The 25,483-nt window shown below is 62.8% G+C and carries 29 protein-coding genes; 13 read left to right on the top strand and 16 right to left on the bottom strand.

The features are described 5' to 3' along the window. Positions 1-3: 3 nt before the first annotated feature. Genes lpxK through ACK8OE_RS12485 form a run of 4 tightly spaced genes read right to left on the bottom strand, consistent with a single transcriptional unit; the run spans position 4 to position 4,889 of the window. The gene (gene lpxK, locus ACK8OE_RS12500) at positions 4-1,047 is read right to left on the bottom strand and encodes a tetraacyldisaccharide 4'-kinase (RefSeq protein WP_410272786.1); all 1,044 of its coding nucleotides are present in this window, start codon (positions 1,045-1,047) and stop codon (positions 4-6) included. Next, on the bottom strand, positions 1,037-2,362 hold the full coding sequence (locus tag ACK8OE_RS12495) for a 3-deoxy-D-manno-octulosonic acid transferase (RefSeq protein WP_410272785.1): 1,326 nt from the start codon (positions 2,360-2,362) through the stop codon (positions 1,037-1,039). Before ACK8OE_RS12495 ends, lpxK begins: the two co-directional genes overlap by 11 nt. Next, the gene (locus ACK8OE_RS12490; protein WP_410272784.1) at positions 2,359-3,069 is read right to left on the bottom strand and encodes a lysophospholipid acyltransferase family protein; all 711 of its coding nucleotides are present in this window, start codon (positions 3,067-3,069) and stop codon (positions 2,359-2,361) included. Before ACK8OE_RS12490 ends, ACK8OE_RS12495 begins: the two co-directional genes overlap by 4 nt. Next, a complete protein-coding gene (locus ACK8OE_RS12485) occupies positions 3,066-4,889 on the bottom strand; it encodes an ABC transporter ATP-binding protein (RefSeq protein WP_410272783.1) in 1,824 nt (607 codons plus the stop codon). Before ACK8OE_RS12485 ends, ACK8OE_RS12490 begins: the two co-directional genes overlap by 4 nt. A gap of 432 nt (positions 4,890-5,321) precedes the next feature. On the opposite strand from ACK8OE_RS12485, the gene ACK8OE_RS12480 reads away from it, so the two are divergent. Then, positions 5,322-6,014, top strand: coding sequence for a fused DSP-PTPase phosphatase/NAD kinase-like protein (locus ACK8OE_RS12480; RefSeq protein WP_410272782.1), 693 nt, complete (start codon positions 5,322-5,324; stop codon positions 6,012-6,014). A gap of 62 nt (positions 6,015-6,076) precedes the next feature. Continuing rightward, positions 6,077-6,397 carry a hypothetical protein gene (locus tag ACK8OE_RS12475; protein ID WP_410272781.1) on the top strand — a complete coding sequence of 107 codons (321 nt, stop codon included), beginning with the start codon at positions 6,077-6,079 and terminating at the stop codon, positions 6,395-6,397. 145 nt (positions 6,398-6,542) lie between these two features. Here ACK8OE_RS12475 and ACK8OE_RS12470 read toward each other — a convergent pair whose 3' ends face one another. The 3 genes from ACK8OE_RS12470 to ACK8OE_RS12460 are packed head-to-tail and all read right to left on the bottom strand — an operon-like array spanning position 6,543 to position 8,957. After that, positions 6,543-6,767, bottom strand: coding sequence for a DUF4170 domain-containing protein (locus tag ACK8OE_RS12470; RefSeq protein WP_013480963.1), 225 nt, complete (start codon positions 6,765-6,767; stop codon positions 6,543-6,545). Between the two features lie 10 nt (positions 6,768-6,777). Further along, positions 6,778-7,590 carry an inositol monophosphatase family protein gene (locus tag ACK8OE_RS12465; protein WP_410272780.1) on the bottom strand — a complete coding sequence of 271 codons (813 nt, stop codon included), beginning with the start codon at positions 7,588-7,590 and terminating at the stop codon, positions 6,778-6,780. Continuing rightward, positions 7,590-8,957, bottom strand: a complete 1,368-nt coding sequence (locus ACK8OE_RS12460; RefSeq protein ID WP_410272779.1) for a TldD/PmbA family protein — start codon at positions 8,955-8,957, stop codon at positions 7,590-7,592. The genes ACK8OE_RS12465 and ACK8OE_RS12460 overlap by 1 nt, the downstream gene beginning before the upstream one ends. Before the next feature lie 189 nt (positions 8,958-9,146). Here ACK8OE_RS12460 and ACK8OE_RS12455 point away from each other — a divergent pair, with 189 nt between their 5' ends. Then, a complete protein-coding gene (locus ACK8OE_RS12455) occupies positions 9,147-11,111 on the top strand; it encodes a putative bifunctional diguanylate cyclase/phosphodiesterase (RefSeq protein WP_410272778.1) in 1,965 nt (654 codons plus the stop codon). On the opposite strand, the gene ACK8OE_RS12450 is transcribed toward ACK8OE_RS12455, so the two are convergent. After that, a complete protein-coding gene (locus ACK8OE_RS12450; RefSeq protein WP_410272777.1) occupies positions 11,108-11,275 on the bottom strand; it encodes a DUF6496 domain-containing protein in 168 nt (55 codons plus the stop codon). The two genes, ACK8OE_RS12455 and ACK8OE_RS12450, sit on opposite strands and share 4 nt — an antisense overlap. A 55-nt stretch (positions 11,276-11,330) precedes the next feature. Next, on the bottom strand, positions 11,331-12,578 hold the full coding sequence (locus ACK8OE_RS12445) for an SGNH/GDSL hydrolase family protein (protein ID WP_410272776.1): 1,248 nt from the start codon (positions 12,576-12,578) through the stop codon (positions 11,331-11,333). A gap of 397 nt (positions 12,579-12,975) precedes the next feature. Between ACK8OE_RS12445 and ACK8OE_RS12440 the strand changes: the two genes are divergently transcribed. Then, the gene (locus tag ACK8OE_RS12440) at positions 12,976-13,281 is read left to right on the top strand and encodes a hypothetical protein (protein ID WP_410272775.1); all 306 of its coding nucleotides are present in this window, start codon (positions 12,976-12,978) and stop codon (positions 13,279-13,281) included. Between the two features lie 193 nt (positions 13,282-13,474). Here the strand turns inward: ACK8OE_RS12440 and ACK8OE_RS12435 are convergent, their stop codons facing one another. Both ACK8OE_RS12435 and ACK8OE_RS12430 read right to left on the bottom strand, forming a co-directional pair. Beyond that, positions 13,475-14,140, bottom strand: coding sequence for a hypothetical protein (locus ACK8OE_RS12435; RefSeq protein ID WP_410272774.1), 666 nt, complete (start codon positions 14,138-14,140; stop codon positions 13,475-13,477). A gap of 20 nt (positions 14,141-14,160) precedes the next feature. Continuing rightward, positions 14,161-15,696 (bottom strand): UbiD family decarboxylase, encoded by a 1,536-nt coding sequence (locus ACK8OE_RS12430; RefSeq protein ID WP_410272773.1) that lies wholly within the window; start codon positions 15,694-15,696, stop codon positions 14,161-14,163. Between the two features lie 260 nt (positions 15,697-15,956). Between ACK8OE_RS12430 and ACK8OE_RS12425 the strand changes: the two genes are divergently transcribed. Continuing rightward, on the top strand, positions 15,957-16,790 hold the full coding sequence (locus ACK8OE_RS12425) for an NAD(P)H-binding protein (RefSeq protein ID WP_410272772.1): 834 nt from the start codon (positions 15,957-15,959) through the stop codon (positions 16,788-16,790). On the opposite strand, the gene ACK8OE_RS12420 is transcribed toward ACK8OE_RS12425, so the two are convergent. After that, positions 16,757-17,962 (bottom strand): NAD(P)/FAD-dependent oxidoreductase, encoded by a 1,206-nt coding sequence (locus ACK8OE_RS12420; RefSeq protein ID WP_410272771.1) that lies wholly within the window; start codon positions 17,960-17,962, stop codon positions 16,757-16,759. The genes ACK8OE_RS12425 and ACK8OE_RS12420 overlap by 34 nt on opposite strands. A gap of 158 nt (positions 17,963-18,120) precedes the next feature. Between ACK8OE_RS12420 and ACK8OE_RS12415 the strand changes: the two genes are divergently transcribed. The 3 genes from ACK8OE_RS12415 to ACK8OE_RS12405 all read left to right on the top strand — a co-directional run bounded on the left by ACK8OE_RS12415 (position 18,121) and on the right by ACK8OE_RS12405 (position 19,287). After that, complete coding sequence (locus ACK8OE_RS12415; protein WP_126423380.1) at positions 18,121-18,327, top strand: DUF2061 domain-containing protein; 207 nt, start codon at positions 18,121-18,123, stop codon at positions 18,325-18,327. A 109-nt stretch (positions 18,328-18,436) separates the two neighbouring features. Next, positions 18,437-18,562 (top strand): entericidin A/B family lipoprotein, encoded by a 126-nt coding sequence (locus ACK8OE_RS12410; protein WP_126423382.1) that lies wholly within the window; start codon positions 18,437-18,439, stop codon positions 18,560-18,562. Between the two features lie 155 nt (positions 18,563-18,717). Next, positions 18,718-19,287, top strand: coding sequence for a hypothetical protein (locus tag ACK8OE_RS12405; RefSeq protein WP_409648526.1), 570 nt, complete (start codon positions 18,718-18,720; stop codon positions 19,285-19,287). Between the two features lie 306 nt (positions 19,288-19,593). On the opposite strand, the gene ACK8OE_RS12400 is transcribed toward ACK8OE_RS12405, so the two are convergent. Next, a complete protein-coding gene (locus tag ACK8OE_RS12400; RefSeq protein ID WP_410272770.1) occupies positions 19,594-20,148 on the bottom strand; it encodes an NADPH-dependent FMN reductase in 555 nt (184 codons plus the stop codon). Positions 20,149-20,285: 137 nt separating this feature from the next. Here ACK8OE_RS12400 and ACK8OE_RS12395 point away from each other — a divergent pair, with 137 nt between their 5' ends. Continuing rightward, a complete protein-coding gene (locus ACK8OE_RS12395; RefSeq protein WP_410272769.1) occupies positions 20,286-20,951 on the top strand; it encodes a cation transporter in 666 nt (221 codons plus the stop codon). A 222-nt stretch (positions 20,952-21,173) separates the two neighbouring features. On the opposite strand, the gene ACK8OE_RS12390 is transcribed toward ACK8OE_RS12395, so the two are convergent. After that, positions 21,174-21,743 (bottom strand): SOS response-associated peptidase, encoded by a 570-nt coding sequence (locus ACK8OE_RS12390; protein ID WP_410272768.1) that lies wholly within the window; start codon positions 21,741-21,743, stop codon positions 21,174-21,176. 73 nt (positions 21,744-21,816) lie between these two features. On the opposite strand from ACK8OE_RS12390, the gene ACK8OE_RS12385 reads away from it, so the two are divergent. Then, positions 21,817-22,590, top strand: coding sequence for a pseudouridine synthase (locus ACK8OE_RS12385; protein WP_410272767.1), 774 nt, complete (start codon positions 21,817-21,819; stop codon positions 22,588-22,590). Next, a complete protein-coding gene (locus ACK8OE_RS12380; protein WP_410272766.1) occupies positions 22,587-22,880 on the top strand; it encodes a DUF3144 domain-containing protein in 294 nt (97 codons plus the stop codon). Before ACK8OE_RS12385 ends, ACK8OE_RS12380 begins: the two co-directional genes overlap by 4 nt. Here ACK8OE_RS12380 and ACK8OE_RS12375 read toward each other — a convergent pair whose 3' ends face one another. Both ACK8OE_RS12375 and ACK8OE_RS12370 read right to left on the bottom strand, forming a co-directional pair. Further along, positions 22,881-23,081: a DUF2905 domain-containing protein gene (locus ACK8OE_RS12375; protein ID WP_410272765.1), complete on the bottom strand. Its 201-nt coding sequence runs from the start codon at positions 23,079-23,081 to the stop codon at positions 22,881-22,883. It lies immediately after the preceding gene. 79 nt (positions 23,082-23,160) lie between these two features. Further along, complete coding sequence (locus tag ACK8OE_RS12370) at positions 23,161-23,730, bottom strand: DNA-3-methyladenine glycosylase I (RefSeq protein ID WP_410272764.1); 570 nt, start codon at positions 23,728-23,730, stop codon at positions 23,161-23,163. A 625-nt stretch (positions 23,731-24,355) separates the two neighbouring features. On the opposite strand from ACK8OE_RS12370, the gene ACK8OE_RS12365 reads away from it, so the two are divergent. Both ACK8OE_RS12365 and ACK8OE_RS12360 read left to right on the top strand, forming a co-directional pair. Further along, the gene (locus ACK8OE_RS12365) at positions 24,356-24,829 is read left to right on the top strand and encodes a hypothetical protein (protein ID WP_410272763.1); all 474 of its coding nucleotides are present in this window, start codon (positions 24,356-24,358) and stop codon (positions 24,827-24,829) included. A gap of 324 nt (positions 24,830-25,153) precedes the next feature. After that, the gene (locus ACK8OE_RS12360; RefSeq protein ID WP_410272762.1) at positions 25,154-25,483 is read left to right on the top strand and encodes a hypothetical protein; all 330 of its coding nucleotides are present in this window, start codon (positions 25,154-25,156) and stop codon (positions 25,481-25,483) included.

Below are 25,483 nucleotides of genomic sequence, written 5' to 3'. Positions count from 1 at the left end.
TCATTAATTTTCGCCGATCTGTGTCCCCGGCATCCGCGCGGTCAGGGCGCGCATGAAGCCCGCCTGATCGTCAAAGCGCGCCGTAATGGGCAGGAAGGCGATCTTTTCCCGCCATGCCGGGCTGAGCTTTACCCAGTCCTTTTCCGTGGTGATCAAGGTCGCGTCGCGGGCCTGAGCCTGCGTTTCCAGTGCGTTCAGATCGGCCTCGCTCAGCGGCTCATGGTCGGCATAGGCGTGGAAATCGGCCACCGCATAGCCGAGCCCTTCCAGCGTGGCGCGGAACTTCCACGGCTTGGCGATGCCGGCAAAGGCCACCACCTTGCCCGGTTCGCCCGCAGGCATCGGGATCAGGCGTGCCGCAAACACCGGCAGGTCGCCAAACAGGCGCAACAGCTTCTGATCGACGACGGATTTCTCATCCGGCAGCCACAGGACGACGATATCGGCGCGCTTGAGGGCGATGGCCAGAGGTTCCCGCATCGGCCCCATCGGGAAGACAGACCCGTCACCAAACGGCCAGGCGTCATTCGTGGTGTCGCCATCGACGACCAGCAGGTGAATATCCTTGGCGATCTTCACATTCTGATGCGCGTCGTCGGCAATGGCGATTTCAAAACCCTCGCCTTCGATCAGGCGCAGGCCTTCGGCGCGGTCACGCGCAATCACCATGTCGTAGTCGCGCGCCAGCATTAGGGCCTCATCGCCCACTTCGGCAGCGCTGTGGACGGTAGGATCGACCCTGACCGGGCCGCTCAGCGAGCCGCCATAGCCGCGCGACAGGCCGCTGGCCCTGTGGCCCAGCTTTTTCAGGCGGCGCAGCAGTTCGCGCTCGATCGGCGTCTTGCCCGACCCGCCCAGCGTCGCATTGCCGACCGAGATGACGCAGACGGGCGAGCGATAGGGCTTGGCCGTCAGGAAGCGCGTGATCGTCACCGCCTCCCATATCCAGGCCAGCGGGGCCAAGGCGTAGCGGGTAACCGGCGCGCCCTTCGCCTCGCGCTTGTACCACCAGTCGGGGGTCTTTAATCGGCGGGCTTTAAGCGGCATCCGCCGCCTCATGGCTTTTGTCGTCCGGGCTGGGGGCGTTACCGGGCAGGAAGGGTTTGAGGTGCGCCATAACGGTATCGAGCGTCCCGGCCTCACGCTGCGCCAGCGCCTGAGCGATACGGTGCGCATCAAGCAGGGCCGCCGGATTGTCGATCAGCCCCTGCGCCAGAAAGCTCAGCTCCTGCCGCCCGCCGACGCGGAAGGCGGCCCCGGCGTCGAACATCTGCTGATAGACGGCGTCCCAGTTATAGAGGTCCGGGCCGGTGATCACGGCCTTGCCCAGCCGCGCGGCCTCCAGCGGATTGTGGCCGCCGATCTTTTCGGAAAAACTTCCTGCCATGATGACCATGTCCGCCAGCCGGAAAAACACGCCCAGTTCGCCGAGCGTGTCGGCCAGATAAATATGCGTCTCTGCGCTCGGGCTGTCCAGTTTTGATCTTTGGCTGACACGAAAACCGAGGGCTTCCAGATCAAGCCGGATGGCTTCGGCGCGCACTGGGTGGCGCGGCGCGATGATCAGCAGCGCCCCCGTCTGGCGCAGGATGTCTTCCAGCGCTGTGGCGATATAGGCCTCTTCGGTGGGGTGGGTGCTGGCGGCCAGTATGACCGTGCGCCCGGCAAACAGGGCCTCCAGCGCCTCGCGCTTTTGGGCGTCATCGGGCAGGGGCGCGCCGATGGTTTTCAGATTGGCCAGCGGTCCCATCTGCTCGGCCTCGGCCCCGAGCATGTCCCGCAACCGTTGATCGGAGCCGCTGTCCTGCGGCAGGATGAGGGCAAAGCCCTTTAGCAGGCTTTGCATCGAACGGCGGATGTTTTGCCAGCCCTGATGCGTTTTGGCGGTGATGCGCGCACTGATCAGCAGGCGGGTGATGCGGCGCTGATCAAGCCCCCTCAGCAGGTTCGGCCACAGGTCGCTTTCGATAAAGACGGCCAGATCGGGGTGCCAGTGGTTGAGGAACTTCGTCACTGCCTGCGGCGTATCGAGCGGCGCATACTGATGCACAGCGCGCTCCGGCAGGCGCTGCGACAGGATTTCCGCCGAGGTGGTGGTGGCGGTGGTGACGAGAATGTGCAGGTCCGGGTGGTCGTTCAACAGTTGATTAATGACCGGCAGGGCCGACAGGCTTTCGCCGACGCTGACGCCGTGCAGCCAGATCAGCGGCCCCTCCAGGCGCGGCTTCCCGGCGATACCCAGCCGCTCATTGAGGCGCGCCGGGTCTTCCTTATTGCGCGCCGCGCGGTGCCACAACAGGTTGGGCGCGATGGCGTGAAAGGCCTGCATGGCGGCGGCGTAGAGGCGGAGCATCAGGGTCATGCGGCCCCCGAAGCGGCACCGGTCAGGGCATCGGCGCGGTCGGTGAGGGCGCTTAAGCGCTCGCCCAGTTCGACCCGGCGCGCCTCAAGCTGGGCTTCATCGGCATCGGGCGCGATGGGCGGATGCACCTCCCACAGCATGGCCCCCACGGCGAAGGGCAGGGGGATGCGCTGACGGTCCCAGCTATTCAGCGACAGGTAGCGTGATGACGACTGCCCGATCAGGATGATGGGCGCGCCGGACATCTGCGACAGTTTCAGCGACCCCTCGGTCATGTCGCGGGCCGGGCCGCGCGGGCCGTCGGGCGTCAGGGCCACGGCATTGCCGGCGCGTATCCAGCGCAGCATGTCGCGGAAGGCCTGCGCGCCGCCCTTCTGCTTGGTGGGGTCTGTCTTCTTGGCGGCCGATCCGCGGATAATGTGATAGCCGAAGAGTGTGTTGGTACGGACTGAAAAATCACCACTTTTCGACAAAGAGACCAGTATGGCGATCTTCTGCGCACGGTCGAGCGGCCAGCAGGCGGGGGCATAGTGCACGCGCTGATGCCACAGCAGCAACAGCGCCGGGCCGCCCTGAGCCCACACGGCTTCGGCGGCCTCGCGGCCTTCGTGCGTCCAGCGCGTCGTGCGGTAGCAGAATTTCAGATAGCCGACGATCAGCCGCGCCATAAAGGCCTGAAAGCCGTCGGATTCGAGCAGGGACTTCATGCGCTGGCCCCTTCCGGCACCCGCTCGAACTGCGTGCGGTACAGCTCGGCATAGAGGCCGCCGCGCGCCAGCAGGTCGTCGTGCGTGCCGCGCTCTGTGATGCGCCCGTCGCGCAGCACCAGGATCAGGTCGGCATGGCGCACGGTCGAAAGGCGGTGCGCGATCATCAGGGTGGTGCGCCCGGCCATCAGCCGCTCCAGCGCCTGCTGCACCTTGACCTCGGACTGGGTATCGAGGGCGGAAGTGGCCTCATCGAGCAGCAGCAGCGGGGCGTCTTTCAGGAAGGCGCGGGCAATGGCGATGCGCTGTTTCTGCCCGCCGGACAGGCGCGATCCGCCTTCACCGACGCGGGTATCAAGACCATCGGGCAGGTCGTCGATAAATTCCAGTGCTGCGGCGTCGCGCGCTGCCTGTACGATCTCCGCTTCGGTGGCGTCGGGGCGGCCATAGGCGATGTTGGCGCGAATGGTGTCGTCGAACAGAAACGGGTCCTGCGACACCAGAGCGATATGGTCGCGCAGGGATTTGAGCGTCACGGCGCGCTGCGGCGTCTCACCAAAGCGGATTTCGCCGCCCGTATAGTCATAAAAGCGCGGAATGAGGTTGAGCAGGGTCGATTTGCCCGATCCGGATGGCCCGACCAGCGCCACCGACTGACCCGCCCGCGCCTCAAAGCTCACCCCGTCCAGCACCGGCTTGTCGCCATAGGCGAAGGCGACAGTGTCAAAGGTTATGCGGTCAAAGGGTTTCAGCGCTTGCGCATCCGGCGCATCGGCGATTTCCGGCGCGACGTCCAGCGCGGCAAACAGGCGGCGCGCCGCGGTAAAGCCTTCGGCCATGACGGTTTGCAGATTGGCCAGTTGCCGCAGGGACTGCCCCGCCGCGCCCAGATAGGAGATATAGGCCGTAAAGCCGCCCAGCGTCATGGCGCCTGACTGAGCGCGCCAGCCGGCATAGACGACGACGAGCGCCAGCACGATGGTGGTCAGGGCCTCGGTCACCGGGGCGGCGGCGGCGCGGGCATTGGCCCCCTTGATAATGTGCTTCTGACGCCGCGCGATAACGGCATCGACGCGGCCCTGCTCATAGGCTTCGCGATTGTTGATCTTGACGATCTTGACGCCATCAAGGCTTTCCATGATGGCGGTCGATAGGGACGAGGTTTCGTCCATCGCGCCCTGCGCGGCTTTTTTGGTGCGGCGGTTATACTGCCCCAGCACCGCCGCGATGACCGGTCCGGCGATCAGCACGCCCAGCGTCATGCGCCAGTCGATAAAGGCCATATAGGCCAGCGACCCGATGACGATGCCGCCGTGCTGGACATAGTTGACGACGCCATTGGTGGTGGCTTCGCGCATCAGACCGGCGTCGAACAGCACCGAGGACAGGTAGCTGCCCGAATGCGCCTTGTTGAGGTGGCCGAGGTCGGCATGGACCATATTGCCGAACAGTTGCGACTGAATACGCCCGACAAGCTGGTGCCCGACGCGGTTGACCGAGGTGGCTAAGCCCAGTTGCGACACCAGCCGCACCAGCGTCGCCCCGATCATCACCGCCGGTACCCAGATCAGGGGGTGGGCCGCGACAAAGGCCGGGACTTCGGAGGCCGCTGCCGAATCGCTTTCGCCGAACAACAGTTCGATGCCGGGCTTCAGGCACCAGATGACGAATGAGGTCGAAACGGCGACCATGACGGCGCAGACGAGCGCCAGCCCCAGAAAGCCTTTGTATTTTTGCAGATAATCACGCCACACCCGCGCCATGACGGCGCGCGAGCCGGTCTCCGGCAGGGCAGGGGTATCGGCGGCAATGGGGGTCATGAAAACGTGTAACTCTCTGAACCTCAAACTATATAGGGATATGCCCCTAACGGGCAAAGCCAATAGTTTGTCTTCCGGCGTGGAAATCTGTATATGGCGCGCTTGGATCATCTTCATACCTCCCCAACTTGTTGGGGAGGGGGACCGCACGAGCCTGTCTGAGCCTTGGCGAAGACAGGTGAGATGGGGTGGTGGGGGCCTTCTTAAGCCCGGCGAGCGCGACGGGTTGAAATGGCGCAAACCCCCCTCCGTCACGCCTGCGGCGTGCCACCTCCCCCGGCACGCCGGGGGCGTATGAGGTTAGAGCGATGTGCGGAAAAGTGTGAGCGGTTTTCCGAAAAAACATCGCGACAAAACAAAAATTTAGAGCGAAATGGCGATTCCTCTTAAAGTCATTTCGATCTAGAGCGCTCACTTTTTAAATGGTACCCCGTGAAGCTGTTCAAGAAACGTAAAACGCCCAAGGTTTTCGACACCTCTACCCCATGGGGGCTGTTCAAGACCTATCTGGCCTTTCTGTGGAACGACCACGCCTATTTGCGGCTGGGCTTCACCAATGCCCACTGGATCGACGACAAGATGGTGCGCACCAACCAGCCGTGGCCGTTTCAGCTCGCTTGGTTCAAAAAACACGATGGCATCCGCACGGTCATCAATCTGCGCGGCGGGCAGGGGGCGTTTTTCGCGCTGGAGCGCCATGCCTGCCAAAAACTAGGGCTCGATCTGGTCGATTTCATCGTCACCTCGCGCGATGTGCCGTCGGCCGAAGCCATCCTTGAGGCCGAAAAGCTGTTCGACAGCATCCAGTATCCGGCCCTGATGCACTGCAAATCCGGGGCGGACCGCGCCGGTATTATGAGCGTCCTGTATCGCCACCTGCACCTCAAACACCCCCTGCGCGAGGCGGTTTCGGAACTGGGTCTGCGCACCCTGCACATGAAGGCGGGCAAGACGGGCGTGCTCGACTATATTTTCGACTGCTATTTTGCCGAGGGCGAACCGCGCGGCATGTCCTTCGTCGAATGGACGCAGTCGGACCTGTATGATCCGGTGAAGATCAAGTCAGACTTCAAATCGGCGTGGTGGGGCACGCTGCTGACCGAAAAGATTTTCCGCCGCGAGTAGGTGACGTTGCGCGCGGGTCGTTTTTCGAGCAAGATTTGAGACGACTGCGAAGGAAAACGAGTATGGCCATGTCGCTGAAATTCATCGCTGTGACGCTGGCGGCTTTGGCCCTGACGGCCTGTGCGTCCACGCCCGAACCCGCGGCGGGCAGCCCGCAGGCCACCCTGCCGTCGCCCAGGGCGTGCAAGGCGCGCGATCTGGTCTTTACGAAAGACGCCAACGGCAAGGGCTATTGCGTCACCGAGGCGCAGGCCAAGTGTCAACAATCGGCGCTGCTGGTGCTGGGCGACGCCGACTGTCTCAATACGCTGATGTGGAAGGACAACACCTCGCGTCCGGAACCGCTGCCGCGCGGCACGGCGGTGACCCCGACGAAGAACTGAGAGCTAGATCATTATGATTTCTGGCAGAAACATAATGATCTAGTTTTTTGTTTAGCCCCTCGCCGGGCGGTGGCTTTGCCACCTTGGCCGCCGCCTCAATGGCGGCTTGAGCGGATTGATTCCAGTAGGAATCGTTCCGCTCTAATTAATCGTTGGCCGGGTTCAGCAGGCGGTGGGCGTGGATGACGAAATAGCGCATCAGGGCGTTATCGACCGTCGATTGCGCCTTGGCGCGCCAGGCGGTTTTGGCCTCTTCGTAGCTGGCGTAGGCACCAACAAATTCGACCGCCTTGAGGTCCTTGAAGTCGGTGCTGCCGGGGGCTTGCAGTTCGCCGCCGATGACGATGTGAAGCAGTTGTTTGTCGCTCATGGTCAAACTCTCAGAGGGTTTCGAGGGAAGGAAGGGCGGCGCAACGACGCCGGATTTCGGGGTAAAGACCTGAATTGGCGCAGATCAGTGAGGCTTTGAGGCTGTCGGGGGCGTTGAAGTCATAGGCCTGCCCCAGATGGTCGGAGACGATGGCCCCGGCCTCATGGCAGATGAGGGTGGCCGCCGCCACGTCCCAGTCGCGCTTGGGCGTCAGGGCCAGTGTGAAATCGGCGCGGCCCGCCGCCACGCACACCATGCGATAGGCGACCGAGGGGCGGGAGGTTATGTTCATCTTCGGCCACGGCTCCGGCCAGATGTCGCGGCCGAACAGGCGGGCATCGCCGATGCCCTGCGCTAAGCTGAGGTCGGTGGTGGCGGAAGCGCGGATCGGCTCACCGTTCAAAAACGCACCCAACCCCTTGCCCGCGCTGTACATTTCCTGGGCGTCGGGCGCATAGACCACGGCGGCGACGGGCTGGCGCGCGTGCACCAGACACAGGGCGATGGTCCAGTAGGGCGAGCCCTTGGTGAAGCCCATGGTGCCGTCGATGGGGTCGAGCACGAACAGGTGCGACTGCGTCAGGCGGGCGGGCGTGTCGGGCGATTCCTCGCTCTGCCAGCCATAGCCGGGACGCGCGTCCAAAAGCGCCTCCTTCAGCCACAGATCGACCTCCAGATCGGCATTGGTGACGATAGAACCATCAGACTTATAAGAGATGTTCAGCCCCTGCGCCTTCAGATGCTGGGCCAGCGCCCCGGCGCGCCGCGCCCGGTCGATCAGCAGATCAAGCTCGTCCTGAAGCGTCGGCGCGGCCCGGCTCATCACTTGCCCCCGATGCTCAGGCCATCGACCAGAATCGAGGGGGTATCAAGCGTTCCCTTGATCTCAAGGTCTGAGGCGGGCTCAAGGCGCGCGAAAATGTCGATCAGATTGCCAGCGACGGTGATTTCATTGACCGGGTGGGTCAGTTCGCCGTTTTCAAACACAAAGCCCGACGCCCCGGCCGACCAGTCGCCGGTGTCCGAATTGACGCTGGGGCCGAACATCGAGGTGATCAGCACCCCCGAACCGGCGGCGGCCATCAGGTCGGCGGGGGAGCGCGTACCGGGGCTGAGCGTCACATTGTGCGCCGAAACGCCCGCCGGATGCGCCAGAGAGCGCGAGGCGTGCCCGGTCGAGGCCATGCCCAGTTGCCGCCCGGCGGCGCTGTTGAGCAGCCAGGTGGTCAGGATACCGTCGTCGATCAGGGCGCGCTCACGCACCGCTACGCCTTCGTCGTCATAGAGGCACGAGCCCAGACCGCGCGGGCGGAACGGATTGTCGATGAGGTGTACACCGGGTGCGAACAGGCGCTGGCCCAGCCTGTCCTTCAGATAGCTGGAGCCGCGCGCCACCGACGGGCCGGAAATGGCCCCCAGAAACAGGCCGATCAGCGACTTGGCCGTGCGCGGTTCAAACAGGACGGGGGCGGTGCGGCTATCGATCTTGCGTGCGCCCAGCGCTTTCAAGGCACGTTGCGCGGCGAGGGTGCCGGTGGCTTCGGGCGTCGGCAAATCGGACAGGTAGCGCGTTGAGCGGCCTTCGCCATCACGCTCCATACCGCCGGTTTCGTCCGTGGCGATCAGGCGCGCCGACTGAAACGACAGGCTGGTGCGGTGGTGGCCGGCAAAGCCGTCCGAGGTCAGAAGCTGCCAGCGGGTAAAGCTCTGGCCCGCACTGGCCGCGTCGCTTTGCAGGCGCGGGTCGATCAGGCCTGCGGCTTCACAGGCCAGTGCCCGTTCGCGCAAGGCATCGGCGCTCAGCTCTGTGGGGTCGAAAATATCCAGTTCCACGCCGTCACCGCGCCACAGCCGCGCCGGGTCGGCCAGACCGGCATAGGCATCATCCGGGGCCAGCCGCGCCATGGCGACGCAGCGTTCGACCAGCCGCGCCAGCGTGCGCTCTGAAAATTCGGAGACCGAGACGACGGCCTGTTTCTGACCGACAAACACCCGCAGGCCCAGATCGGTGGCCTCATCGCTTTCGACGGTTTCGACGGCCCCCTTGCGCACGCCCACGCTGAGCGAGCGGCTTTGCGAATAGACGGCTTCGGCGGCATCCGCCCCCTGCGCCTGCGCCAGACCGATGACGTGCGCAAGCAACGCCGTAGAATCGGTGCGGGCGGGGGTGTCTGTTTGCGTGTGCAGCATAAGGTCTTTCTTAGGCGCGCCGGGGGGCGGGGCGCAAGTCTCAATTGGAACGATTCCCCGCAAAGCATATCATAACCTTGTTTTACAGGATTATTTCCTACAGATTAGTATAATCTTTAGGGCATTCCTCTAGGTTGTGACCTCTGTGGCGCAGGCTCTGTTGACTGCGCGTCATCCTGCAGGGGTCTTATGCTGTCACTGACCGAACGCACCGGAGACTTGCGTCGGTATGCTTACCGGCTGTGGCGTCGTCTGAAGGCGAGCCACAGACAGAGTGAAGTCGATACGGCGGAGTTGAAGCGTCAGCGCGCCATTGCCTTGCGCCCGGTCGTGCGCGGTCTGTGCGGCGTGGTCGGCAGCTACTATATCGTCATTTTCATCTCCCATTTTTTCTATGAAAAGGGGATGGACCTGCCGATCATGGCCTGTCTGGGGGGGCTGACGGCCATAACCGGCCTGTCCTTTTTCCGCTGGACGCGCGGGGCCGAAAGCGTGGAGCGGCTGGAGCTTGCCACCCTGATCGTCAGCCTTTTGATGTACACCAATGTCGTGGTGTCTCAGTACCTGCACTTCGTGCCGGCCAAGCTGATCTATTTTGTGCTGATGACCCTGGTCTTCGCCACCTCCGCCGTGTCGCTGCGGGTCGTGGTGCCGACCTCGCTTCTGGCCATTGGCACCATGTTTGTCATGGCGCATCATGCCGGTTTCCCCGTGCTCAAGCAGCATATCTGGGTCGGTATCGGCGGGATTGTCACGGCGCTGGGCATGGCTGGCATCATGCGCAGTACCATTTTCCGCGCCGTTCATGCCCGGCTGGTGGCCGAAAAGCACCGCCACGAGGCGCAGATTCTGGCGCATTACGACGCCCTGACCGGTCTGCCCAATCGCCGCAGCTTTTTCACCGAGCTGGATGTGGCGCTTGTGGGGGCCAAGAACGGCCACGCCTTTGATCTGGCCCTGATTGATCTCGATGGTTTCAAACCGGTCAATGACCTCTATGGCCACAGCGTCGGCGATGCCCTGCTGATCGAGGTCGGCAAGCGTCTGCGCGCCGTCGTGGAGTCGCGCGGTGTCGTGGCGCGGCTGGGCGGAGACGAGTTCGCCCTTATCCTCAACGGGCAGATGCCTGACGACGATCTGCGTCGCTTCGGCGAAGACCTCTGCGACGCCTTGCGCGAAACCTATGTGCTGGGCGGCGGGGTGTGCGCCAATATTTCCGGCTCGGTCGGCTTCGTGCATTCGGACGCGGAGGCCCAGTGGAACGCCTCGCAAATGCTGGAGCGCGCCGACTACGCGCTTTATTACGCCAAGCAGAACCTGCGCGGCGCGCCGGTCATCTTTGACCGCCGCCACGAAAACGAGATGCAGGATTTCGGCGCCGTCGATCAGACCCTGCGTTCGTCCGACCTCGAAAGTGAACTCTATATCGTCTTCCAGCCGCAGATCGACCTCAGGGCGCAGCGCACAGTCAGCTTCGAGGCGCTGGCCCGCTGGCAGTCGGAAAAGCTTGGGCCGGTGCGACCGGACATCTTCATCCGCGCCGCCGAACGCTCCGGCCTGATCAGCGACATCACCCTGATCCTGCTGCGCAAGGCGCTGGTGGCGGTGCGCGACTGGCCGAATGATATGCGCGTGTCGTTCAACCTGTCGGCGCGCGACCTGCGCTCGCTGCCGGCCATTGCGCGCATCTGCGACACGGTAAAGGCGTCGGGCGTCGATCCGAAGCGCATCGAGTTCGAAATCACCGAAACCGCCATGCTCAGCGACTTTGATCAGGCGCTGGAGGCTCTGGCCCTGCTGAAAGGCATGGGCAGCCGCATCGCGCTCGATGACTTCGGTTCGGGCTATTCCAGCTTCGGCTACATCCATCGCCTGCCGGTGGACAAGATCAAGATCGACCGCAGCTTCGTGACCCAGCTTCTGCGCCACGATTCGACGGTGAAGATCGTCAAGACGCTGATCGACCTGTGCGGTAACCTGTCGCTCGACCACGTCATCGAAGGCGTCGAGACGGCGGCGGAACTGTGCCGTTTGGAAGAGATCGGCGCGCGCTATATTCAGGGCTATTACTTCTCACAGCCCATGCGTAGCGAGGCCATCACCGCCTATCTGGACGCCGAGTCGTGGCGTGAAGGGCTGAAAAAGGCGGGTTAGCTGTCCTTCCCCTTTTTCGAGGCTCCGGCCTCGCTAAGGGCGATGGCAATGGCCTGATCGCGATCCTTGACGCTGGCGCCACTGGCGCTTTTCAGATCGCCGTCCTTGAATTCGCCCATGACCTTTTCGATCTTGCGCTTCTGAGCCGGGGTTTGCTTGGGCATGGTCCATCCTCCTGTGTGGGCGGCAGAGTCTGCGCCCTCACGCATCAGGATGCGATCAGGCTTTGCGCACCCATCCGAAAGACGTGAGTGGGATCGACTGCGCCATCTTCGCCGCCCCGGCGTCATTGGGGTGCAGATTGTCGGCCATGCCCAGCCCCGGCAAAAGCCAGCCGGGACGCGCCGGGTCTTCCAGCGCCTTGTCAAAATCAAACAGGCCGTCAAAGACATCGCTACGTCTTAGCCACGTATTCAGCGCCACGCGCCGCGTCTCCTTCTCGTCGTTGTAATAGTCTTTGAAGGTCGTGCCCTTGAACGGGGTGAGCGTCGCCGCATAGGTGCGGATGCCGTGCGCCTGCGCGCGGGCGGCAATCTGGCTGAGGCCCATCTTCAGGTCGTCCAGCGGGGCATAGCCGGGACTGTCCGGACCACCCGCGTGGCCGAGGTCGTTAATGCCGATCAGCAGCACCACAGCGGCGACATTGGGCTGGGCCAGCACGTCACGGTCAAAGCGCGCCAGAGCGCCGGTGCCAAACCGCGCCCAGGTGCCATGATTGAGCAGCCGGTTGCCGCTGATGCCGGCATTGACAACGCTTAAGGGGATGCGGGCGGCGCTGAGGCGCTGGCTCAGCACGTCGGGCCAGGTGCGGCCCTGATCCGGCGTAATACCGTAGCCGTCGGTGATCGAGTCGCCAAAGGCCACCAGCGCCTGCGTCCTGGGGGTGGCGACCTCGACGCCCGACAGCCACGGGAAGGCATTGCCTATGCCGATATCGGGCTTGGTGGCGGGCAGTTCGGGGGCCGCCGTTTGCTGCCCGCTGGCGACGTAAAGGGCGCTGCGCTGGATTTCGTGCAGGGTGGTCAGGGGGGCGGGGCCCTTGACGTACAGGCTGACAGCGAGGTCGCTGTGGGCCGCCACCGTCAGGCGGATCGGGTCGCTGAGGACATAGGCCCCCGGCGGGATCGTCACGGACGTCTGGCCGTCAAAGGTCGCGGCGCGGTCGCTTTGTGGGTCGATCCGCGCGCCGGACAGGCGTCTGGCGATGCGCAGGGCGTCCATGCGCAACGGCGTGTCGCCATAGGCGTTCGACAGGCGGATACGCACGGCGCTGCCGCCCGCGCTGAGGCGCACGATCTGACGCAGGGTGAGGTCCTGCGCCTGCGCCCTGTTGCCGGAGGGCTCCGGGGCAGCGTACCACGACGGTGTCCAGTGTTGCATCGTCGGACGGGCCAGCGCCGGAAGGGTCAGCGCGGCCCCGGCGGCGGTCAGCCCCGACATCAACGTGCGGCGGTTCAGAATGGACATGGCGACTCCCCTGAGGGCTCTTTTGGCTTTGGGCGCGCATCTAACGCGATTTTGCGGCTGAGGGAAACAGGGTTTGGGTTAGCCACGGATAGACACGGATGGCCGCTGGCGCGGCCTCACGGATATTCAGTGCGCGCCTGAGAGGCCCGGAGCGCGGACCATCTGTGTCAGGCGGGCCTTGCCCGCCGCATCTGTGTCATCTGTGGAGAATCTCTGCTTTGGGGTTTCAAACGCCAGTTCGGAAGCCTTCGCGCTTATCTCTTTGGGCGAAGCCCGCCATCCGTGTCTATCCGTGGCAAAAAAATCTATCCCCGCTGCGTCATCGACAATTTCAATCACTTAAGCGCATTTTCTCACAATCTGTCCCCGCCGCGTGAACCTCTGTCATGCTGAGCCCATGACACAGATCGCCCCCCACATTCCCGCCGCCCACACCGCCTTCTATGACCGCCTGATGCGCCTTGCGGATCAGATTCTGACCGCGCTCGAAACCGCGCCGCGCCCCACCACGGCTATCGAGATTGGCCGCACGGCCCGTGCCATCATGGCCGTCGAGCGGATGTTGCGGGGGATATACACGCCGTTGCTGAAGGCGAAACCGAAGCCGGTCAAGGAGGCAACTCCAACCGAAACGCCCGCTGCGTCTCGTCGTCCTCGCGCTGATCCACCGCCCCCGTCGCGCCCTGACGGGCTTACAGGGTAGGAGACAGGCCGCCCCGTGAACGGAGGGGCGGCGGCCCCTGAACCGGCAGAAGAGGCAAAACCAGAGGCAAGACCTGCGGCCTCTCCGCATGGTGAGTGGTCAAAGGGCTGGGCCGACAAACAGGCGCAGATGCGCGAACAACGCGCCGCCCGCATCGGCAAATGGCCCGACGGCACGCCCTACAGACCCCGACCTACGGCTTCGGAGACAGATAGGCTACGGTCGAAATCAGCGCCGACACCACCGTCGCCAGAAACAGGTGAACGCCCAGCAGCGGCACCATGAATATCCCGCCTTCGAACGCGCCCCAGCACTCGTCGACGCACATCTGAGCCGGCAGACCCAATACGATCGTCGGCACGACGTAGGGCAGGGCGATAAGCGCGGCGATCCCGGGTCGGTAAACCGCGTCTGTGCCAGGAAATGCCAGTTTTGGCAGGATCGGGGCGAGAATAAATACCGCCATCAGGATCAATACGGCTTTACCATCCGCCAGAACGAACATGACGATCAGGGCGAGACTCAGGCCGACGGTCACCGCAATGCAGCGCCACGCGCCCAACGGTTTTACCTGTGCGAAGGCGATTTGCCGTCCGAATATACGACAGGCGGCAAGCAGAAATATCGCGTGGGCAACCACCACGCTGACGAACATCAAGCCCGTCGTTACGGCATAGGACAGGTCGTTCACCACGCCCAGCCGTCCGACGGCCCAGGGGACGGCGAAATTAATCGCACCGACGATCAGCGTGCTGAAAACCGCCAGACACCCTAGTAGAAACAAGTTGTCGGCGAAGAGCCTGAGCGTCGTCGCGGCCAGAGAGCTCGCGCGTCGTTTTGTCGTAGAATCCGTCAGCATGCATCCCCCCGCATGGTTGCTTATTTTTTCCAGATCGGCTTACCGGTCCCCGGCAGGCCCATGGCGGCCCATTTTTCGCTGACGCGGTCGATGACGTCCTGTTCCATATAGAGTTTTTCGCCCCATTCGCGGTGGGTTTCCGGCTCCCACTTGTTGGTGGCATCGAGGCCGATCTTTGACCCCAGACCGCTTTCTGGCGAGGCGAAGTCGAGATAGTCGATCGGCGTGTTTTCAATGACCGTGATGTCGCGCGCCGGGTCCATGCGCGTCGAAATCGCCCACATCACGTCCTTCCAGTCGCGGCAGTTGATGTCGTCATCCACCACGATCAGCCATTTGGTGTACATGAACTGGCGCAGATACGACCACGCGCCCATCATCACGCGCTTGGCGTGGCCCGGATAGGCCTTCTTCATCGAGATGACGGCGATGCGGTAAGAACACCCTTCGGGCGGCAGCCAGAAATCGACAATCTCCGGAAACTGCTGACGGATCAGCGGGATAAACACCTCATTCAAGGCTTCGCCCAGCACGGAGGGCTCATCGGGTGGCCGGCCGGTGAAGGTCGAGAGATAGATGGGCTGCTTGCGCCGCGTGATGGCCGAGACCTGAAACACCGGGAATTTTTCGACCGAATTGTAATAGCCGGTGTGGTCGCCATAGGGGCCTTCGTCGGCATAGTCATCGAGGAGCACATGCCCTTCGAGGACGATTTCGGCTTCGGCGGGCACCATCAAAGGTACGGTTTTGGCAGGCACCAGCTCGGCCTTGGCCCCGCGCAGCAGGCCTGCGAACTGATACTCGCTGAGCGTATCCGGCACCGGCGTCACGGCGGCCAGAATGGTCCCCGGATCGGCCCCCAGCACCACGCAGGCGGGCAGGGGCTCTGTCTTTTTGGCCTTTTTCCAGCGGGCATGATGCTGCGCCCCGCCGCGGTGCGCCAGCCAGCGCATGATGGCGCGGTCCTTGCCCAGAACCTGCATCCGATAAATACCAAGGTTGAAATCGTCTTCGCGCGCTTGCGACGGCCCCTTGGTGACCACAAGGCCCCAGGTGATCAGCGGCGCCGGCTCACCGGGCCAGCAGCCCTGCACCGGCAGGCGCGTCAGGTCGATGTCATTACCCGTCTGCACCACCTCCTGCACGGGGGCCTTCGAGACCGTTTTGGGGCGCATCCCCATCACCGTCTTGGCCAGCGGCAACATGCTGAGCGCGTCCTTGAAGCCGCGCGGCGGTTCGGGTTGCCGCAGGAAGGCCAGAAGCTCACCCACTTCGCGCAGGTCCTGCGGATTGGTGCGGTCCTTGCCTTCGAGGGTGACGCCCATGGCCACGCGCTTGACCGTGCCGAACAGGTTGACCAGCACCGGCATGTCCGACTTTGAGCCATCGGGCAGGATGACGTTTTCAAACAGCACAGCCGGGCCTTTTTCGGCCAGCAGGCGGGTCTGGATCTCGGTCATTTCGAGGTGGGTGGAGACGGGCTCCGTCACCCGTACCAGTTCGCCTTCGCGTTCGAGCTTGGCTATGAAATCTCGCAGGGATTTGTAGGCGCTCATGACCGGGACTCTTGTTGGAAACACGGCTGCGAGACATAGGCCGATGGGCGTTGTGTGGCAAGTCTTCTCCTCCCTACGCTTGCGTGGGGAGGTGGCGCGCCGAAGGCGTGACGGAGGGGGATGACGCCAAACGCTCTAGCGCGCCGCGTATTTCGGAGTGATCCCCCTCCGTCACTTCGCTAAGCTCAGTGCCACCTCCCCATCGCTGCGCGACAGGGAGGAGAAAAGAACGTAAACTTGCCGCCGAATCTGAGGTGCCTATGACGAAATTTCTGGTAATCGGTGCGACAAGCCTTGTGGGGCAGAGGCTGCGCGACATCGTGCCGCAGGCGGCATTTACCACGCGCAGGCCGAAACAACCGAACGACCTGTTCCTCGACCTGATGCACCCGCAGGCCTTTGAGGGCGAGGGTTTTGCGCATGTGATTGTGACCTCGCCTCTCTGGCTGATCAGCGAGGCCGTACTGGAGGCGTTATGGGCGCAGGGGATGAAACGGATCGTCGCTTTTTCCTCGACCTCGCGCTTCACAAAGACCTATTCGCCGCAGCCGGAAGAACGCCGCGTCGTCGAACTTTTGAGCGAGGCCGAGGCGCGTATCGAGGCCTTTTGCGCCACGCACGATGTGGACTGGACGATCCTGCGGCCGACCCTGATCTATGATGAGGGGCGCGATCAGAACGTCAGCCGTATCGCGGCGACCATCGACCGGCTGGGCCTCTTTCCGGTGTGCGGGCGGGCGTCGGGCCTGCGCCAGCCGGTCCATGCCCGTGATCTGGCCAAGGCGGCTGTGGGCGTGCTTTCGACTGACGCCACGGCCAACCGCGCCTATGACCTGTCAGGCGGCGAGACGCTCAGCTATCGCGAGATGGTGGCGCGGATATTCGCCGCCAAAGGCCACCCGGCGCGTATCCTCAGCCTGCCGGAGTGGGCGTGGCGGCTGGGGTTCGGGGTGCTGGGCGTTCTGCGGCCCGGCTCAGCGCTGAAAGGCAATGTCCATATGGCCTTGCGCATGAATACCGATCTGGTCTTTGACCACTCTGCGGCCACGCGCGATTTCGGCTATGATCCGGGGATATTCAAGCCGAATTTTTGAAGGATCGCCTCGGCTGTCCACACCGCCTGACTGAAGCAGGCCTGAAGCAGGTAGCCGCCGGTCGGGGCCTCCCAGTCGAGCATTTCGCCGATGGCGTACACACCGGGCAGGGCCTTCAGTTCGTAATCCGCCGTCAGGGCGTCAAAGCGGATGCCGCCGGCGCTCGATATGGCGCGCGCCAGCCCCTGCGCCCCGGTCAGAGTCAGGGGCACGGCCTTAATCAGGGCCGGGGTGACCGGCTGATCGCCTTCGCGCAGGACGGCGATCTGCGCCGGAGTCAGGTTCAGGGTCTTGCGTAAGCGATTGCTCAGACTGTCGTTTTTGGCCCCGCGCGACAGGCGGTTCTGGATCTGCGCCTCCGACCATTCGGGCTTGAGGTCTAATGACGCCACCGCCGCGCCCTTGCGTTCGATGGCGTCGCGCAGGGCGGCCGCAAAGGCGTAGATCAGCCCGCCTTCGACCCCGTCGCGCGTCAGCATCAGCTCGCCCTTGCGCGTGCGGCCATCAAAGGTCAGGGCGACGTTCTTCAGCGGCTCACCGGCGAATTTGTCGCGGATCAGGGCGCTCCAGCCGACGCGAAAGCCCATATTGGCCGGGCGCAACGGCGCGACGGGCACACCCTTGTCGCTGAGCAACCGCGTCCAACCGCCGTCTGAGCCCAGCCGGGGCCAACTGGCCCCGCCCAGCGCCAGCACGGTCACATCGGCGGCGACGCGCACGGTTTGGCCCTGATGCTCGAACGTCAGGGCCGATCCGTCCCAGCCCGTCCATGTGTGGCGCAGATGAAAGCCGACCTCCTGCGCTTCCAGTCGCGCCAGCCACTGGCGCAGCAGCGGCGAGGCCTTCAACGCCTTGGGGAAGACCCGCCCGCTGGTCCCGACAAAGGTGTCGGCCGAAAGCCCGTCGGCCCAGTCGCGCAAGGCCTTGGGCGGAAAGGATTCGATGGCGGGTTTCAGCGCCGCCGCCTGCGCGCCATAGCGCCCGATAAAGGCCGCCAGAGGTTCGGAATGGGTGAGGTTCAGCCCGCCGCGCCCGGCCATCAGGAACTTGCGCGCGACCGACGGCATACGGTCATATATATCGACCCGCAGGCCCGCGGCACTCAGGCGTTCGGCCAGCATCAGCCCGGCGGGGCCGGCACCGATCACGGCGATGGAAGGGGAGGCGGTCATACCCGTCCTTAATCCCCCCGGACGGTCGCAGGCAAGAGCTGTCGTGAAATTGCGAATAATTCTTATTTATCGAAAACTCAAAGAGGATCAATTTCCCTCTTATGGGGCGCGCGCTTATGATGGCGCCACACCGGAGATCGCTCCGCAGGAGACCCGCCATGCGTCTGATTGCCAAAACCCTGTCCTACGGGACCATTCACGTTCTGGTCGCTTCGACCGTCGCCTTTGTGCTGACGGGCAACTGGGCCATTGCGCTCGGTATCGGCCTGCTGGAGCCGGTGGTGCAGACCCTGGTCTTCCCGCTGCATGAGTATCTGTGGGAGCGCAAGGCCCCGGAAAAGCTGAGCCTGTTCCACAGTCATTGAGGGCTTCTTTATTTCGCCCTTATCTTCCCGCATGACTCCTTCATTGCCAGCCACAGAGGTTCGGATTAACCGTCTCATCTGTCCTGTTTCTGAGAAGGATTCGCCTGTCATGAAGCGTCTTGTCATTGTGTCGCTTATCGCCCTTCTGCCGGTCCTGTCGGCTTGCAACACCATCAAGGGTGTCGGCCGCGACATTGAATCGGTCGGTGAAGCGCTTGATAAATCGACGCGGTAGAGCCTCATGCCGAAAAGTGGACGCCACTTTTCGGAAAAACATGAGGCGTTACAAAAAATTAGAGCGACACGGCGGTTCAACTGAGCCGATGACGTCTCTAGCTTTCAGGCAGGTAGGTCTGGCGTCTGTCGCCTGAAACCGCTATCAGGGCAGATATGACCGATACCGCTTCTGAACGCTATACCCAGCACGGGCTGCGGCCTCTGGTGAATTTTCTCCAGCAGGCGCGCACGCATTACCTTGAGCAATATCGCTCATTTATCGAAAATCACCGCATGGCGGGCAATGCCGGTGAGCCTGAGGTGTTGCTGGAAGCCGAAGACGCCGCCCTGTTTGACGGCCTTCTGGTGGCCGATTATCTGATCACCGATGCTGACCCGCGTGTTGTGCGCTTTGAGCCGTCGCGGATGCTGAGCTTTAAGCCGATTACCGTGACGATCACCGGCATGGATATTGTCATCGAGCGCCTGCGCTGGGACGATGTGGTGGTGTTGAGCGACGTCGCCTTGCCGTCAAAGGCCGATCTTCAGGTGTGGTTTGAAGACTGGACCACGCCGCGCGAAGGCGAGGACGAGCACCGCGAAGCGCTGGCCAATGTGCTGCACAGCGTCCGCTTCGAAGACGGACAGTTCCGCATCGACTTCGGTTCGGCCCCGCCTAAGGCTGTGATTGACCTCTTCCTGCTGCTGAATGAATCCGGCGCAAAGTCGGTGCGGCTGGTTTAAAACTATTGGCCACGAACATCACGAACGGGAGCCTGTGGCACTGGCCTGCGCCTGACCTATCAAGTGCTGTGTTTTGCCACGCGAGATTTTTAGAAACCACAGATTTCACAGATTTCACAGATTATCCGTGTCTGCGTCACACAGGGGCGCGCAGCGCCAATCTGTGAAATCTGTGTAATCTGTGGTTCAAAGCCCTTCGGCGCGCAGCGCCCTCACTTGAGCTTGCCGCACGAAGGTAAGGGCCCCTAGGGCCATGTCAGTGGGACAGCCTTTTCGTGTTTTCGTGTTTTTTGTGGCCGAAATCCCTTATGTCTTACGCACCTCGATCTCATCGACCAGACGCTTGACCTGAGCTTCGATAAAGCTCAGCGTGCCTTCGTCGGTAAACACGCCGTCGGTGGTCTTCTTGTCGATAAAGGGTACGACCACCTCGGCGCCGCCCAGCGGATGCGCGCCAATGGCCGCCAGAGTCCCGCGAATCTGCGATTGCGCCCGCACGCCGCCGGTCGAAGCCGGTGAGGTGGTTATAATCAGGGCCGGCTTGCCCGCCAGCGCCGCCTTGCCATAGGGACGCGACAGCCAGTCGAGCAGGTTCTTGATGGACCCCGGCATGGCGTAATTATATTCCGGGCTGCCGATCAGAACGCCGTCCGCCGCCTGAACCTGCGCCCGCAGACGCGCCACGCCTTCCGGATAGGGCTCGACGTCAAGGTCCTGATTATAGACGGGAATATCGGCGACTTCGGCGACTTCGATTTCGACACCGGCCGGGGCATTGGCCGCCAGGGTGCGCAGCAGGGCCGTTGTGTAGGACGCTTTACGCAGCGAACCGGAAAGGGCGATGAGCTTCGGGCTGGACATGGCAGTACCTCGCGTGATCTGTAATGTGGTTAGCTACACATAGGCCGGGCCTGACGGGGCTGCAACCCTGATCGGGATAATAGCTTGCACCCGGCTGATGAAAAGGCGCAAGCTGTCTGCCTGCTGAACGAGGTCCTATGTCCGCGCATTCCCATCATCACGATCATGATCACAGCCCTCACGATCATGGGCACGATCATCACGGCCACAGCCACGATATAGGCCCGGCCACCGATCCGGCCTATCGCCGGGCCCTGTGGTGGGTGATGGCCATCAATGCGGTGATGTTCTTCGTCGAAATCGGTGCCGGCCTGCAAAGCCAGTCGAAAGCGCTGCTGGCCGATTCGCTCGACTTTGCCGGGGACGCGGCCAGTATCGCGCTCAGCCTGTTTGTGCTGACGGCGGCGGTCAGGGTGCGCGCCAAAGCGTCGCTGCTTAAGGCGGCCAGCATGTTCGGGTTTGCCCTCTGGATCATGGGCACGACCCTGTGGCAGGTCTATACGGGGGATGTGCCGCGCGCTGAGGTGATGGGCCTGATCAGTCTTCTGGCGGTCGCGGCCAATGTCGGCTCGGCGCTGCTGCTGTGGAAGTACCGCGAAGGCGATTCCAACGTGATGTCGGTGTGGCTGTGTACGCGCAACGACGCCATCGGCAATCTGATGGTGCTGGGGGCGGCGGTCGGTGTGTATTTCACGCAGAATACGCTGCCCGACGCCATTGTGGCCCTGATTATGGTGGCCATGGGCCTTCAGGCCGCGGTGCGTATCACGGAACGGGCCTTGACCGAGTTGAAGGGCCAATAATCCCTCCTCCCTGTTGCGCAGCAATGGGGAGGTGCCGAGCCAGCGAAGCGTGCCGAGGCGGAGGGGGATGACTCCAGGCTTTTTAGCGCGGCCGGGGCTTTAGAGTCATCCCCCTCCGGCGCTGCGCGCCACCTCCCCACGGCAAAGCCGCAGGGAGGAGAGGAGATTAAAGGCCCCGATCAGCAGGGTCAGTTCGATATGCGGCAATGTCGTCGAGCAGGCTCAAAACAGCGTGTCCTGCACCGGGGCGGCGTCATCATCGACAATATCGAACAGGTCGTCGGGCGGCAGGGCCGGATCAAAGACGCTATTGTCGAGCCAATCCTGCCATTGCCGACGCCCGACCATCACCGGCTCGCGGTCATGCAAGGCGGCCATCTGCGTGCGCGCCGGGCGGGTCAGTATGGTGAAGGTGTCGTCTTCCCACAGCCCGGCCAGCACCAGCGGTTCGCCATCGCGGCGCGTGATGCGGTGGCGGCGGCCCTGATGCCATTCGTAGAAACCCGCCACCGGCACCAGCGCGTGACGTCTGGTAAAGGCGTCGCGGAAGGTCGGCTTTTCGGCTGCGGTTTCGATACGCGCATTGAAGGTCGAGGCTTTCGGCGTCGCCTTCGCCCAGCCGGGGATCAGCCCCCAGCGCGCGGTCATCAGCCGTGGCCCGGCGGTGACGATGGGGTAGGCGTCGGTGGGTTTGACCACATCGTGGAGTACCTCAGCCACAGCCTCATCGGTCATGCCGAGGCTGATCAGAAAGTCGCGCCACGCTTTCAGGGCCAGGAATTGTCCGCACATGGGAGCAGTATAGGGGGCCGCACGCCCGAAACAAGACTCGCGCCGCGCATCGTTTTTCGTTAGGGAGGGCGGCATGTCTGCACCCTTTACCCGCATCTATGACGGCGCTGAGCCGATCCGCCTCAACAAATGGCTGGCGCAATCGGGCGTCTGTTCGCGCCGCGAAGCCGACGCCTTTATCGCCGATGGGCTGGTCAGCGTTGAGGGCGAGGTGGTGCGCGACGCGGGGCGCAAGGTCGAGGCGGGGCAGAGCGTCAGCTTCAATCCACAGGCGCAGGCCTCGCTCGATGCCAAGCTGACGGTGGTCTATCATAAGCCGGTGGGCATTGTGTCGGGGCAGCCCGAAGCCGGTGAGACTCCGGCGGTGCGTATGATCCGCCGGCCGAACCACTGGGGGCAACTCACCCAATGGCCTAATCAGGATTCGAAGCTGGCGCCGGTCGGGCGGCTGGATAAGGACTCGCGCGGGCTTCTGATCCTGTCGGAGGACGGCGTTCTGGCCAAGGCGATTATCGGGCCGGACAGCGAGCTGGAGAAGGACTATACGGTGCGGGTGCGCGGGCCCATTTTTGAGGCCAAGCTGAAATGGCTGCGGCACGGGCTGGAGCTGGACGGGCGCAAGCTGAAACCCGCCGTGGTCGAACAGGTGGGCGAACAGACCCTGCGCTTTATCCTGAAGGAAGGCCGCAACCGTCAGATCCGCCGCATGTGTGACATGTGCGAACTTAGGGTTCTCGACCTCTACCGCTCGCGCATCGGGCCGGTGGAGATCGGCGACCTGCCCGAAGGCCAGTGGCGGCTACTGACGCCGGAGGAACGGGCACTTTTGTTAAGGGAGAAAAAATGAGCGACAATAACACGCCCGATGAACAGTTCTGGGACGTAGCTGACAGTTTCATTGCTTTGGCCAATCAGCATCAGGCCCAGATTGGCCCACACAAGACCAGCGCTTGCCTGTTATACGCGGCCTCCCGTTACAATGCTTTTGTGGTGGCGGATGCAGCTGAGACTCAGGTCGATATGATACGTGATCGTGATGCCGCACGCGCCTATTTCATCGACCAGTATACGAAAATGCTGGATGAAAACCTGAGCGACTGGATCGCTAATTTCAGCAATTACACTGGACGGAAGTAATCATTTCCGCATCAGCCAAGAAATCACGCTCAGCAACACGCTGATAATGATACAGGTGACGATCGGAAAGTAGATACCGCCATTGCCGGTTTTGACGGCAATATCGCCGGGGAGGCGGCCGAGCGGCAGTTTCGACAACCACGGCCACAAAACACCTGCGGCGACGATCAGCAGACCGATGACAATAAGCGTGCGGGACATAGACCATAATCTATGGTGGGGTGGGGCGTGAGGCAATGGGTGCGGGGGCCGAGCCCCTGCCCGCCGGAGGCGCTTTCGTTTACTTCGTCGCCCGGAAACAGGTCGCCACGTGGTCATCGACCAGACCGACGGCCTGCATATAGGCGTAGAGGATGGTGGAGCCGACAAAGCTCATGCCGCGCTTTTTGAGGTCTTTCGACAGGGCGTCGGACACGGGCGTTGAGGCGGGCACGTCGCGTAGGGTTTGCGGGTGGTTGCGCAGGGGCTGCCCCCCGACAAAGCCCCACAGATAGGCGTCGAACGACCCGAACTCCTTTTGAATGGCCATAAAAGCGAGGGCGTTTTTACGCACCGACGCGATTTTGAGGCGGTTGCGGATAATGCCGTCGTCGTGCATCCGCGCCTCTAACTCTTCGTCGCTCAGGGCGGCGCAGGCGGCGACGTCGAAGTTTTTGAAGGCGGCACGGTAGGCGTCGCGGCGTTTGAGGATGGTTTCCCAGTTGAGCCCGGCCTGTGCGCCTTCAAGGATCAGCATTTCAAACAGCAGACGGTCGTCGTGGACCGGCACGCCCCATTCGTGGTCGTGGTAATGCACATAGTGCGGCTTGCTTTCGTTGACCCAGCCGCAGCGCGTCCGTCCGTCGCTCATTATGGTCTCCTCCTGAGCGCATGCCAAAACGTGTGAAACGGTTTTTGGACTCACATGCGCGATCAAACACAAGATCAGCGCAGGTTTAGCCCATTTGGCGCGTATTAGTGTCAGCATAAGCGCGAGGCGGCCTGCAAATCGGCAAAACTTTTGCGAGCGATGTGGATTTTGAGTCACGGCCTTCATTTCCGGTCCTTACGCAACCCTGACAAATGCCAGGGCTGCACAGATGGCCGACTTATGCGCGGCGATGCGTCACCGGTCGCTGTTCGCGCAAATGCGGCCCGGCGCGCGGAAAATTGTCTCCACAGGACAAGGCCTTAAGCGACACGCGCGACACGCTGCGGCCATCGCGCGGCGCAAATGCGGCGGTGCGCGGGCGAATACGGCCAAAGCGTGTTTTACCCGAAGGTGACACGCGCAGGGCGTGCTTCCCGATGGTTTACTTACCCCCCGACCCGTAGCCTGAAACTCAGCCGGGGCGCTGTTGAGCCACACAGCTTGAACGCCCAGCACGCAGGCTTTGTTACTGCAAAGTCACCGGCTGGTCTTTCTGTTCGCACCGGATGCGCGGATGGAAAGCGCCACGGACACACATTCAACCGGAACCGAAAGGAACCCCATCATGACCCGCTTTAACCTGACGACCAAGATCGCCGCCTTCGCCATTGCCGGTGCTGCCCTCTCCATCACCCCGGCTCTGGCGCAGACCACGCCTTCGACTTCCCAACCTTCGACCGACACCACGGCGACCGCCGAAGCGCCGGCCGCCTCCACCACCCTGACCGGCAAGATCGCCGCCGCGGGCCAGAAGGCCGGCACCTTCACGCTTCAGGTCGGCGAAGCCCCCTCGGCCAAGGAAATCGCCGTTGACGCCTCGGCCGCGACCTCTGACGGTCAGCCCTTCGCCATCGGCGATGAAGTGACCGTGACGGGTACGCTGAGCGCCGATCAGACGGCCCTGAAGGCCTCTACCCTGGCCAAATCGGGCGCTTCGGCGACCTCGGCCCCGGCGGACTCGTCGGCTTCGGATATGTCGGCCTCGCCGTCCACCGAACCGGCTCCGGCCACTGAACCGGCCAGCAAGCCGGTTCAGTAAGCCACTTAGAGCATTCGTCGGCTAAGTTGAGCCGCCGAATGGCTCTAATTATTTCGAACGCCTCATGTTTTTTCCGAAAAGTGGTGTCCACTTTTCGGCATGAGGCTCTGGCTTAACCGGTGCCCCGTGTGGGCATCGGTCAGCCCCGCCGCCCCCACGGGCACTGAGGGCAGAAACGAAAGCCCCGTCCGGTCGTGCATCGGGCGGGGTTTTTTGATGTGGGTCGCCCGCGTGACCGGCTTTTTGTCACGGTGACCCGCCCGGCAGATCGTATCCTTATACAGCGCCGTTTAGAGTAAAATTCAGCAAAAACAGTAGGATATCATGAACGATTTTATCACCAACGGCCCCATCAGCGACTGGAACGACCACGACGCCTTCTGGCAGCGCGACTTTTCCAACCGCCCCTATGGCGCGGAAGACAATTACGGTATTTTTCGTCCGGCCTATCGCTTCGGCTATGATCTCTATGGCGATCATGCCGGTACGGCTTTCAACGATCTGAGCGATGACGAACTGCGCAACCGTTGGGACGCCTACCCCGAACGCGGCGAGCTGAGTTGGGATCGGGCGCGTGACGCGGCCCGTGATGCATATGCCCGGCGCGACATTGACCCGGCCCCGCGTCTGGAAACGGTGATCGACAAGGATTAA

Origin of the sequence: Asticcacaulis sp. W401b (genome assembly GCF_046503825.1) — a bacterium.
Taxonomy (GTDB): Bacteria; Pseudomonadota; Alphaproteobacteria; order Caulobacterales; family Caulobacteraceae; genus Asticcacaulis.
The sequence above is the reverse complement of the archived record's forward strand: the minus strand, read 5'-3'. Positions and strand labels throughout refer to the sequence as shown.

Excerpts from the sequence above, each read along its gene's own strand:
- lpxK (WP_410272786.1), bottom strand. The coding sequence starts at position 1,047 with ATGCCGCTTAAAGCCCGCCGATTAAAGACCCCCGACTGGTGGTACAAG.
- ACK8OE_RS12495 (WP_410272785.1), bottom strand. The coding sequence starts at position 2,362 with ATGACCCTGATGCTCCGCCTCTACGCCGCCGCCATGCAGGCCTTTCAC.
- ACK8OE_RS12490 (WP_410272784.1), bottom strand. The coding sequence starts at position 3,069 with ATGAAGTCCCTGCTCGAATCCGACGGCTTTCAGGCCTTTATGGCGCGG.
- ACK8OE_RS12485 (WP_410272783.1), bottom strand. The coding sequence starts at position 4,889 with ATGACCCCCATTGCCGCCGATACCCCTGCCCTGCCGGAGACCGGCTCG.
- ACK8OE_RS12475 (WP_410272781.1), top strand. The coding sequence starts at position 6,077 with ATGGCCATGTCGCTGAAATTCATCGCTGTGACGCTGGCGGCTTTGGCC.
- ACK8OE_RS12470 (WP_013480963.1), bottom strand. The coding sequence starts at position 6,767 with ATGAGCGACAAACAACTGCTTCACATCGTCATCGGCGGCGAACTGCAA.
- ACK8OE_RS12465 (WP_410272780.1), bottom strand. The coding sequence starts at position 7,590 with ATGAGCCGGGCCGCGCCGACGCTTCAGGACGAGCTTGATCTGCTGATC.
- ACK8OE_RS12460 (WP_410272779.1), bottom strand. The coding sequence starts at position 8,957 with ATGCTGCACACGCAAACAGACACCCCCGCCCGCACCGATTCTACGGCG.
- ACK8OE_RS12455 (WP_410272778.1), top strand. The coding sequence starts at position 9,147 with ATGCTGTCACTGACCGAACGCACCGGAGACTTGCGTCGGTATGCTTAC.
- ACK8OE_RS12450 (WP_410272777.1), bottom strand. The coding sequence starts at position 11,275 with ATGCCCAAGCAAACCCCGGCTCAGAAGCGCAAGATCGAAAAGGTCATG.
- ACK8OE_RS12445 (WP_410272776.1), bottom strand. The coding sequence starts at position 12,578 with ATGTCCATTCTGAACCGCCGCACGTTGATGTCGGGGCTGACCGCCGCC.
- ACK8OE_RS12440 (WP_410272775.1), top strand. The coding sequence starts at position 12,976 with ATGACACAGATCGCCCCCCACATTCCCGCCGCCCACACCGCCTTCTAT.
- ACK8OE_RS12435 (WP_410272774.1), bottom strand. The coding sequence starts at position 14,140 with ATGCTGACGGATTCTACGACAAAACGACGCGCGAGCTCTCTGGCCGCG.
- ACK8OE_RS12430 (WP_410272773.1), bottom strand. The coding sequence starts at position 15,696 with ATGAGCGCCTACAAATCCCTGCGAGATTTCATAGCCAAGCTCGAACGC.
- ACK8OE_RS12425 (WP_410272772.1), top strand. The coding sequence starts at position 15,957 with ATGACGAAATTTCTGGTAATCGGTGCGACAAGCCTTGTGGGGCAGAGG.
- ACK8OE_RS12420 (WP_410272771.1), bottom strand. The coding sequence starts at position 17,962 with ATGACCGCCTCCCCTTCCATCGCCGTGATCGGTGCCGGCCCCGCCGGG.
- ACK8OE_RS12415 (WP_126423380.1), top strand. The coding sequence starts at position 18,121 with ATGCGTCTGATTGCCAAAACCCTGTCCTACGGGACCATTCACGTTCTG.
- ACK8OE_RS12410 (WP_126423382.1), top strand. The coding sequence starts at position 18,437 with ATGAAGCGTCTTGTCATTGTGTCGCTTATCGCCCTTCTGCCGGTCCTG.
- ACK8OE_RS12405 (WP_409648526.1), top strand. The coding sequence starts at position 18,718 with ATGACCGATACCGCTTCTGAACGCTATACCCAGCACGGGCTGCGGCCT.
- ACK8OE_RS12400 (WP_410272770.1), bottom strand. The coding sequence starts at position 20,148 with ATGTCCAGCCCGAAGCTCATCGCCCTTTCCGGTTCGCTGCGTAAAGCG.
- ACK8OE_RS12395 (WP_410272769.1), top strand. The coding sequence starts at position 20,286 with ATGTCCGCGCATTCCCATCATCACGATCATGATCACAGCCCTCACGAT.
- ACK8OE_RS12390 (WP_410272768.1), bottom strand. The coding sequence starts at position 21,743 with ATGTGCGGACAATTCCTGGCCCTGAAAGCGTGGCGCGACTTTCTGATC.
- ACK8OE_RS12385 (WP_410272767.1), top strand. The coding sequence starts at position 21,817 with ATGTCTGCACCCTTTACCCGCATCTATGACGGCGCTGAGCCGATCCGC.
- ACK8OE_RS12380 (WP_410272766.1), top strand. The coding sequence starts at position 22,587 with ATGAGCGACAATAACACGCCCGATGAACAGTTCTGGGACGTAGCTGAC.
- ACK8OE_RS12375 (WP_410272765.1), bottom strand. The coding sequence starts at position 23,081 with ATGTCCCGCACGCTTATTGTCATCGGTCTGCTGATCGTCGCCGCAGGT.
- ACK8OE_RS12370 (WP_410272764.1), bottom strand. The coding sequence starts at position 23,730 with ATGAGCGACGGACGGACGCGCTGCGGCTGGGTCAACGAAAGCAAGCCG.
- ACK8OE_RS12365 (WP_410272763.1), top strand. The coding sequence starts at position 24,356 with ATGACCCGCTTTAACCTGACGACCAAGATCGCCGCCTTCGCCATTGCC.
- ACK8OE_RS12360 (WP_410272762.1), top strand. The coding sequence starts at position 25,154 with ATGAACGATTTTATCACCAACGGCCCCATCAGCGACTGGAACGACCAC.